Consider the following 9,260-nt stretch of genomic DNA (forward strand, 5'->3'; position numbering starts at 1 on the left):
GCGGGCCGCACTGGCCGCCGCCCGGGGTCGGCGCTAGTACGACTTCGGCAGGCCGAGGGTCTGGTGCGAGACGAAGTTCAGGATCATCTCGCGGCTGACGGGGGCGATGCGGGCCACCCGGGAGGCGGTGACCAGGGAGGCCAGGCCGTACTCGCGGGTGAGGCCGTTGCCGCCCAGGGTGTGGACCGCCTGGTCCACCGCCTTCACGCAGGCCTCGGCAGCAGCGTACTTCGCCATGTTCGCGGCCTCTCCGGCAGCCGCGTCGTCGCCGGCGTCGTAGAGGCGGGCGGCCTTCTGCATCATCAGGCGGGCGAGTTCGAGCTCGATGTGCGCGGCGGCGAGGGGGTGGGCGACGGCCTGGTGGGCGCCGATCGGCTCCGCCCACACCTGCCGGGTGCGGGCGTACTCGACGGCCCGGGCCAGGGCGTGCCGGCCGATGCCGACGGCGAACGCGGCGGTCATGATGCGCTCGGGGTTGAGGCCGGCGAAGAGCTGGAGGAGGCCCGTGTCGGGGGCTTCCGCCTGGTCTCCGCCGGTGTCGTCGGCGCCGACGAGCGCGCCGGCCGGCAGCCGCACGTCGTCCAGGACGAGTTCGAACTGCTTCTCCGCCGCCCGCAGTTCCATGTCGATGGGCGAGCGCGAGAAGCCGGGGGCGTCGCGGTCGACGATGAACAGGCAGGGCTTGAGCCGGCCGGTCCGGGCGTCCTCGGTGCGGCCCACGATCAGCGTGGCGTCGGCCATGTCCACGCCGGAGACGAACACCTTGCGGCCGGTCAGCACCCAGTCGGAGCCGTCGCGGCGGGCGGTGGTGGTGATGCGGTGGGAGTTGGAGCCGGCGTCGGGCTCGGTGATGCCGAAGGCCATCATGCGGCTGCCGTCGGCGAGTCCGGGCAGCCAGGCCCGCTTCTGGGCGGGGGTGCCGAAGCGGGAGATGACGGTGCCGCAGATGGCCGGGGAGACGACCATCATCAGCAGCGGGCAGCCGGCGGCGCCGAGTTCCTCCAGGACGATGGACAGCTCGGCGATGCCGCCGCCCCCGCCGCCGTACTCCTCGGGCAGGTTGACGCCGAGGTAGCCGAGCTTGGCGGCGTCGGCCCACAGCTCGGCGGGCCGGCCGCCCTCCTCGGTGATGCGGGCGTGGTAGTCGCGGCCGTAGCGCTGCCCGAGGGCGGCGACGGCGGCGCGCAGCGCGCGGTGCTCTTCGGTTTCCGCGGCGGGCGCGGTGGCGGGGCTCATGGGCGGGGTTCCTCCTCCTGGACCACGGCGAGCAGGGCGCCGACCTCGACCTGGTGGCCGGGGCGGGCGTGGAGCGCGGTGAGCGTGCCGGAGGCGGGCGAGGTGACGCGGTGCTCCATCTTCATGGCCTCCAGCCAGAGCAGGGGCTGCCCGGCGGTGACGGTGTCGCCCGGCGCGAGGCCTTCGGCGACGCGGACGACGGTGCCGGGCATGGGGGCGAGCAGGGAGCCGGGCGGGGTCGCGTCCTGCGGCTCGGTGAACCGCGGGACGGGCGTGAGGGTGTGGGAGGCGGGGGCGTCGCCGCCGGGGGCGGGGGCGGTGTCGACCCAGACCTCGCCGGGCCCGTCGGCGCCCGGGTCCGCCCGGTGGGCGACGTGGAAGACGCGGCGGACGCCGTCCGCTTCGAGGACGACGCGGTCCGGTGCGGTGGTCACGGCGCGGACGCCCGGCAGGTCGGGGAGCTGCGGCGGGCCGCCGCGGACGGGCAGGTAGCGGACCTCGTGCTCGGTGTCGCCGGTGCGGTAGCGGCGGACCTGCGGCCCGGAGCGGACGTTGCGCCAGCCGCCGAGGCGGGCGGCGAGCGGGGCGCCCGCGGCGGGCGCGGCGGCGGCCAGTGCGGCGGCCGCGGCGGCGAGGGCCGCGGCCCGGCCGGCGTCGGGGGCGGGCGCGGTGAGCGCGGCGAGGTGGCGGTCGTAGAAGCCGGTGTCGGGGGCGGCGGCGGTGAACTCGGGGTGCCGCAGGGTGCGGACGAGGAGGTCGCGGTTGGTGGCGACGCCGTGGATGCGGGCGCCGGCCAGGGCGCGGGCGAGGGCGCGGACGGCTTCGGCGCGGGTCGGGGCGTGGGCTATGACCTTGGCGAGCATCGGGTCGTAGTGGACGCCGACCCGGTCGCCGGCGGCGTACCCTGCGTCGACGCGGACCGCGGCGGTCCCGGCGGGGCTGCCCGCGGCGCCCGGGACGGGTACGGGTGCGGCGGCGGACGCCGGGACGTCGAACGCGGCCAGGGTGCCGGCCTGCGGCCGCCAGTCCTGCGCGGGGTCCTCCGCGTACAGGCGGGCCTCGACCGCGTGCCCGGCGGGCTCGGGCGGCTCCGGCGGGAGGGCGGCGCCCTCGGCGATGCGGAACTGGAGGGCGACGAGGTCGACGCCGTGGACGGCCTCGCTGACGGGGTGCTCGACCTGGAGCCGGGTGTTCATCTCCAGGAAGTACGGGCGCCCGTCGGCGGCGAGCAGGAACTCGACCGTGCCCGCCCCCCGGTAGCCGACGGCCCGGGCGGCGGCGACGGCCGCCTCGTGCAGGCTGCGGCGCAGGGCGTCGGGCAGGCCGGGCGCCGGGGCCTCCTCTACGACCTTCTGGTGGCGGCGCTGGAGGGAGCAGTCGCGGGTGCCGAGCGCCCACACGGTGCCGTGCCCGTCGGCGAGGACCTGCACCTCGACGTGGCGGCCGCGCTCGACGTACGGCTCGGCGAAGACCTCGCCGTCGCCGAACGCGGACCGGGCCTCGGCTGCTGCGGCGTCGAGTGCGGGTTTCAGCGCGTCGAGGTCGCGGACGACTCGCATGCCGCGCCCGCCGCCGCCCGAGGCCGCCTTCAGCAGCAGCGGCAGGTCGGCGGCGGTGGCGGCCGCCGGGTCGACGGGGTCGAGGAGCGGCACCCCGGCGGCCCGCATCAGCTCCTTGGCGCGGGTCTTCGAGGCCATCGCCTCGATCGCCTCGGGCGGCGGGCCGATCCAGGCCAGGCCGGCGGCGAGGACGTCTCGGGCGAAGGCGGCGTTCTCGGAGAGGAAGCCGTAGCCGGGGTGGACGGCGTCCGCGCCGGCGGCCAGGGCCGCCGCGATGACGAGGTCGCCGCGCAGGTAGGTGTCCGCGGGGGCGGCGCCCGGCAGGCGCACGGCCGTGTCGGCCTCGCGGACGTGGAGGGCGCCGGCGTCCGGGTCGGAGTGCACGGCGACGGTCGCGAGGCCCATGGCGCGGGCCGTGCGGAAGACGCGGACGGCGATCTCGCCGCGGTTCGCGACGAGGACGGAGGTGATCGGCAGGGCCGTGGTCGTGGTCGTGGTCATGGGTCGGTCACTCACATCCGGAAGACGCCGAAGCCGCCGCGGGCGCCCTCGACGGGGGCGTTGTGGACGGCCGAGAGGCACAGGCCGAGGACGGTGCGGGTGTCGCGGGGGTCGATGACCCCGTCGTCGTACAGCCGCCCGGACAGGAACACCGGCAGGGACTCGGCCTCGATCTGCGCCTCGACGAAGGCGCGCATCCCGGCGTCGGCCTCCTCGTCGTACGGCTTGCCCTTCGCGGCGGCGGACTGCCGGGCGACGATGGACAGCACCCCGGCGAGCTGCTGCGGGCCCATGACGGCGGACTTGGCGCTGGGCCAGGCGAACAGGAAGCGCGGCTCGTAGGCGCGGCCGCACATGCCGTAGTGGCCGGCCCCGTAGCTGGCGCCGATGAGGACGGACAGGTGGGGGACGCGGGAGTTGGAGACGGCGTTGATCATCATCGCGCCGTGTTTGACGATGCCGCCCTGCTCGTACTCCCTGCCCACCATGTAGCCGGTGGTGTTGTGGAGGAACAGCAGCGGGATGTCCCGCTGGTTGGCGAGCTGGATGAACTGGGCGGCCTTCTGCGACTCGGCGCTGAACAGCACGCCGCGGGCGTTGGCGAGGACGCCGACGGGCCAGCCGTGCAGCCGGGCCCAGCCGGTGACGAGGCTGCTGCCGTACAGCGGCTTGAACTCGTCGAAGTCGGAGCCGTCGACGATGCGGGCGATGACCTCGCGCGGGTCGAACGGCGTGCGCAGGTCCTCGGGGACGATCCCGAGGAGCTCCTCCGCGTCGTACAGCGGCTCCTCGGCGGCCGGCGGAGCCGGGCGGGCGCGGCGGTGCTCCAGGCGGGCGACGATGCGGCGGGCGCGGCGGATGGCGTCGTGCTCGTCGACGGCGTGGTGGTCGGCGAGGCCGGAGGTGCGGGCGTGCATGTCGGCGCCGCCGAGGGACTCGTCGTCGCTCTCCTCGCCCGTGGCCATCTTCACGAGCGGCGGGCCGCCGAGGAACACCTTCGACCGTCCCTTGATCATGACGGTGTGGTCGGACATGCCGGGGACGTACGCGCCTCCGGCGGTCGAGTTGCCGAAGACGACGGCGACGGTCGGCACGCCCGCGGCCGACAGGCGGGTGAGGTCGCGGAAGAGCGCCCCGCCCGGGATGAAGATCTCCTTCTGGGAGGGCAGGTCGGCGCCGCCGGACTCGACGAGGCTGATGAGCGGGAGCCGGTTCTGCAGGGCGATCTCGTTGGCCCGCAGGGCCTTCTTCAGCGTCCACGGGTTGGAGGCGCCTCCGCGGACGGTCGGGTCGTTGGCCGTGATGACGCATTCGGTGCCCTCGACGGTGCCGATGCCGGTGACGAGGGACGCGCCGACCGGGTAATCGCTGCCCCAGGCGGCGAGCGGGGACAGCTCCAGGAACGGCGTGTCCGGATCGAGGAGCAGCTCGATCCGCTCCCGGGCCGGGAGCTTGCCGCGGTCGCGGTGGCGGGCCGTGTACTTCTCGCCGCCGCCGGCCAGCGCCTTGGCGTGCTCGGCGTCGAGGGCGGCGAGGCGTTCGAGGGCGGCGCCGCGGGCGGCCGCGTACTCGGGGGCGCGGGGGTCCACGGCGGTGCTGAGACGGGTCATGGTCCGGTCCCCTCCGGGGCGGGCAGCAGGTGGGCGGGGATGTCGAGCAGGCGGGAGCGCAGCCATTCGCCGAGCGCCTTGGCCTGCGGGTCGAAGCGGTGGGCGGAGGCGGCGCCGGCGCCGAGGACGCCCTCGACCGTGAAGTTCAGGGCGCGCAGGTTCGGCAGGACGTGCCGGGTGACGGTGAGGCCGCGGACCTCGGGGAGGAGGTCGCGGAGCCGTTCCTCGGTGAGGGTGGCGTGCAGCCAGGGCCAGGCGGCGGGGTGCTCGGCCCAGACGCCGATGTTGGCGTCGCCGCCCTTGTCGCCGCTGCGGGCGCCGGCGACCAGGCCGAGGGGGGCGCGGCGGACGGGGGCGGGCGGCTGCGGTGGGGCGGGCGGTTCGGACTCCGGCGGGGCGGGCGGGGCGGGCGGCTCCGGCAGGGCGGGAGGGGCGGGCGACTCCGGCAGGGCGGGCGGCTTCGCTGGGGCCGGAGGTGCGGGTGGGCAGGACGGTTCCGGTGTGGCGTCCCGTCGCGGTCGGCCGCCCGGCGGAATCGGGATGCGGGTGCCGTCCGCGAGGACCGCGACCGCGGGGACCGCGTGGGCGGGGACTGCGCCGGCCTCGAACAGCCCGTACGGCTGCGCCGGCCCGGGCGGGGCCGTCACGTGGAAGCCCGGGTAGCTGCCGAGGGCCAGTTCGACGGCAGCCGAGGTCAGGGCCCGTCCCACCCGCTCGGCGGACGGGTCGCGGACCGCCAGCCGCAGCAGGGCGCTCGCCGCCTCCTGCGTGTCGGCGTCCTCGTGGTCGGTGCGGGCGAGCGTCCACCGCACGGTGGCCACCGGGGCCAGGGCGTCGGCGAGTTGCGCGCGGACGAGGGCGGCCTTGGCCTCGATGTCCAGGCCCGTCAGGACGAAGACGACCTCGTTGCGCCAGCCGCCGATACGGGTCACCCCCACCTTCAGGGTGTCCGGCGGCGGCTCCCCGACGGTGCCGGTGACGGCGACCCGGTCGGGTCCGGCGTCCGCGAGGCGGACGGTGTCCAGCCGGGCGGTGGCGTCCGGGCCCCGGTAGCGGGCGCCCTGCGTCTCGTACAGGAGTTGGGCGGTGACCGTGCCGACCGTGACCGCGCCGCCCGTCCCCGGATGCTTGGTGATCACGCAGGAGCCGTCCTCCGCGATCTCGGCGAGGGGGAAGCCGGGGCGCCGCACGTCGTGCGCGGTGAAGAACGGGTAGTTCCCGCCGGTGGCCTGCGTGCCGCACTCCAGGACGTGGCCCGCGACGACGGCGCCGGCGAGCCGGTCGTGGTCGTCGGCCGCCCAGTCGAACCACCAGGCGGCCGGGCCCGAGACGAGCGCCGCGTCCGTGACCCGGCCGGTGACCACGATGTCGGCGCCCGCGCGCAGGCAGGCCGTGATCCCGGCGCCGCCGAGGTAGGCGTTGGCGGTCAGCGCGCCCTCGCCCCAGGGCATCAGGTCGTCGCCCTCGACGTGCGCGACGGAGACCGGGACCCCGGCCTCGGCGGCGAGGCCGCGGACCGCCTCGGCGAGGCCGGCCGGGTTGAGGCCGCCCGCGTTCGCGACGATCCGCACGCCCCGCTCGTGCGCCAGGCCCAGGCAGTCCTCCAGCTGCCGCAGGAAGGTCTTCGCGTAGCCCGCGGCCGGGTCCTTCAGGCGGTCCCGACCGAGGATCAGCATGGTCAGCTCCGCCAGGTAGTCCCCGGTCAGGACGTCCAGCGGGCCGCCGGTGAGCATCTCCCGCAGGGCGTCGAAGCGGTCGCCGTAGAAGCCGGAGGCGTTCCCGATGCGCAGCGGCCGCCGGGGCGGACCGCCCGGTCCGGCGCCCGTCACCGGGCGTTCCGGGGTGCGCGGCCCGGTCCCGCCGGGCCGGCGAAGGCCTGGGCCACGTCGAGCCAGCGGTCGGCGTCCGCGCCCTCGGCAGCCAGGGCCAGGTCGGCGCGGTGGGCGCGCCGGGTGACCAGCAGGCAGAAGTCCAGGGCGGGCCCGGTCACGCGCTGGGCCGCGTCCGGCGGCCCGTACGTCCACGGATCCCCGCCGTCCGGCGGGTCCAGCTCGACGCGGAACTCCTCGGTCGGGGCCGGGAGTTCCCGTACCGAGAAGGCGTAGTCACGGGTGCGTACGCCGATCCGGGCGACGTGCCGCAGCCGTGCGGTCGGGGTGCGGCGTACGCCGAGGGCGTCCGCGATGTCCAGGCCGTGCGCCCAGGTCTCCATGAGCCGGGCGCTCGCCATCGACGCTGCCTTCATCGGCGGCCCGTACCAGGGGAACCGGGCGCCGGTCGGGGCCTGCGCCAGGGCCGTGTCGAGTTCGGTGCGGGTGGCGCGCCAGCGGGCCAGTAGGTCAGCCGGCGCCAGCGCGGCGCCCTCCTCGGCGCCCTCGTCCACGAAGGTCGCCGGCGAGCGCAGGGCGGCCTCGACGAGGCGGGCGAAGCCGGGCGCGTCCGTGAGGGAGACCAGGGCGGCCCGGTCGGTCCAGTGCAGGTGGGCGATCTGGTGCGCGACGGTCCAACGGGCGGCGGGCGTGGGCTTCGCCCAGGCGGCGTCCGGCAGACCGGTGACGAGGGCTTCGACTTCCAGTCCCTCCTCGCGCAGATCGGCGAGGACGGCGGCGGGCGGATCGAGTGGCACGACGGGGCTCCCCTCTCGGCGTGAGGGGAAGAGTGGCAGCGCGGCAGAAAACAATCAAGCGTGCTTGCATGATTTGGCGGAGGAGCGCCGCGTTCCCGCCAGAGGCGCAACCGCACTGCACCCTGGGCGACTTGGGATCGCGGCACAGATCGGGCAGGTGTGCCGGGCCGCGGCCCCGTACACGCGGGGGCCGGAATCCGGCCGTACAGCGCGAAGGCGCGAATACGTCCGGTAGCCGTGTCGATACTGAACGCTTCGGCCCCCCGCTCCCGGGCCCGGCCGGGCCCCGGCACCGCACCGCACCGCACCACCGTCCACGTCACCCGACGCAGGTCCACGTCACCGACGCAGAGGATGAACACGCCGTGACCCCAGCCGACTTCTCCCTCCACCCCGACCTCGACGCCAGCGCCCTCGCCGCGTTCACCGCCGCCCTGGAGAGCGGCGACACCGACGGACTGCCGCCCGCCCGCGCCGCCCAGGTCACCGACTGCCGCGCCGCCGCCTCCTTCGGCCGCGTCAAGGTCGCCGGGGCCGAGGGGACCCTCCTGGACGGCGCGCTGTGGCGGCACCCCGGCAGCGACCCGCGGCCCGTGGTCGTCATGCCCTCGCCGTGGAGCGACCTGGGCTGGCTCGCGTACGCCGTCCAGGCGAGCGTGTTCGCGGCCCGCGGCTACAACGTCCTCGCCTACAGCGTCCGCGGCTTCGGCGCCTCCGAGGGCGAGGCGGACGTGGCCGGGCCGCTCGACACCGCCGACGGCAGCCGCGCCCTGGACCACCTCGTGGAGCGCACCGCCGGGCCCGTCAGCCGCATCGGCTTCCTCGGCCAGGGCCACGGGGCGGCGATCGCCCTGCTCACCGCCGCCCACGACAGCCGGATCGACGCGGTGGCCGCGCTCAGCGGCTGGGGCGACCTCGGCGAGGTCCTCGTCGAGAACCGGACCCGGCACACGGCCGCCGTCGAGGCGCTGCTGCGGTCCGCCGGCCGGGCCCGGCTGAGCCCGCGCGCGCAGAGCGTGTTCGAGGACGTCGCCGCGGGCCGCGACATCCCGGCCGTGCTGCGCTGGGCGGCGCAGCGCTCGCCGTCCGTCCACGCCAAGGAGCTCGTACGGCGGCGGGTGCCCGTGTACTTCTCGCACGCCTGGCACGAGACGCTCTTCCCCGCCAACCAGACGCTGCGCCTGTTCGAGGAGCTGGCCGGGCCGAAGCGGATCGACCTGTCCGTCGGCGACCACGCCGGCCCGGAGGCGGCGGGGCTGGCGGGCTTGCCGAACCGGATCTGGACCACCGCGCACCGCTGGTTCGACCACCACCTCCGGGGCGCCGCGAACGGCATCGACGAGGAGGGCGAGGTGCTCGGCGAGGTCATGTGGTCCCGGACCCTGGAGCCCCGCCCCACCTGGCCGTCCGTCACCGACCACGTCCGCCGCCTCTACCTGGCGGACGGCGGCGAGCTGGCCGACGCACCCGAGGCGGGCTGGAGCGCGGGCGTCGTGTGCGGGGTCGACACCCCGGCGGTCGTCGCCGACGCGGTCGCCGGGTCCGGGCACTCCGAGCTTGCGGGCCTGCCGCGTGCGTACCCGACCGGGGAGATCGACCGGGCCGTCACCGCGGTGTGGGTGGCGGACCCCGAGCCGGAGACGGCCCGGCTGCGCGGCACGCCCCGGCTGCGGGTCACGTACCGGACGGGCAACGCCCGCTCCGGGTTCGTCGCCTACCTGCTGGACG

Annotated in this window: 6 protein-coding genes; 1 reads left to right on the forward strand and 5 read right to left on the reverse strand. The window is 76.4% G+C overall.

Annotated elements, in window-relative coordinates; translation table 11 throughout:
• Positions 1-33 precede the first annotated feature (33 nt).
• From IE170_RS13295 to IE170_RS13315, 5 genes are read right to left on the reverse strand one after another with little or no spacing between them, the layout of a single operon-like run.
• On the reverse strand, positions 34-1,236 hold the full coding sequence (locus tag IE170_RS13295; protein ID WP_189809556.1) for an acyl-CoA dehydrogenase family protein: 1,203 nt from the start codon (positions 1,234-1,236) through the stop codon (positions 34-36).
• On the reverse strand, positions 1,233-3,296 hold the full coding sequence (locus IE170_RS13300) for an ATP-binding protein (RefSeq protein WP_189809557.1): 2,064 nt from the start codon (positions 3,294-3,296) through the stop codon (positions 1,233-1,235). The genes IE170_RS13295 and IE170_RS13300 overlap by 4 nt, the downstream gene beginning before the upstream one ends.
• An 11-nt stretch (positions 3,297-3,307) precedes the next feature.
• The gene (locus tag IE170_RS13305; RefSeq protein WP_189809558.1) at positions 3,308-4,906 is read right to left on the reverse strand and encodes an acyl-CoA carboxylase subunit beta; all 1,599 of its coding nucleotides are present in this window, start codon (positions 4,904-4,906) and stop codon (positions 3,308-3,310) included.
• The gene (locus IE170_RS13310; protein WP_268255651.1) at positions 4,903-6,735 is read right to left on the reverse strand and encodes an acyclic terpene utilization AtuA family protein; all 1,833 of its coding nucleotides are present in this window, start codon (positions 6,733-6,735) and stop codon (positions 4,903-4,905) included. The genes IE170_RS13305 and IE170_RS13310 overlap by 4 nt, the downstream gene beginning before the upstream one ends.
• The gene (locus tag IE170_RS13315; protein ID WP_189809559.1) at positions 6,732-7,532 is read right to left on the reverse strand and encodes a TIGR03084 family metal-binding protein; all 801 of its coding nucleotides are present in this window, start codon (positions 7,530-7,532) and stop codon (positions 6,732-6,734) included. The genes IE170_RS13310 and IE170_RS13315 overlap by 4 nt, the downstream gene beginning before the upstream one ends.
• A gap of 365 nt (positions 7,533-7,897) precedes the next feature.
• On the opposite strand from IE170_RS13315, the gene IE170_RS13320 reads away from it, so the two are divergent.
• Positions 7,898-9,260 (forward strand): CocE/NonD family hydrolase (locus tag IE170_RS13320; protein ID WP_229884715.1); only part of this gene is annotated, 1,363 nt, incomplete at its 3' end.

The organism is Streptomyces toxytricini (assembly GCF_014649915.1).
Taxonomy (GTDB): Bacteria; Actinomycetota; Actinomycetes; order Streptomycetales; family Streptomycetaceae; genus Streptomyces; species Streptomyces toxytricini.

Excerpts from the sequence above, each read along its gene's own strand:
- IE170_RS13295 (WP_189809556.1), bottom strand. The coding sequence starts at position 1,236 with ATGAGCCCCGCCACCGCGCCCGCCGCGGAAACCGAAGAGCACCGCGCG.
- IE170_RS13300 (WP_189809557.1), bottom strand. The coding sequence starts at position 3,296 with ATGACCACGACCACGACCACGGCCCTGCCGATCACCTCCGTCCTCGTC.
- IE170_RS13305 (WP_189809558.1), bottom strand. The coding sequence starts at position 4,906 with ATGACCCGTCTCAGCACCGCCGTGGACCCCCGCGCCCCCGAGTACGCG.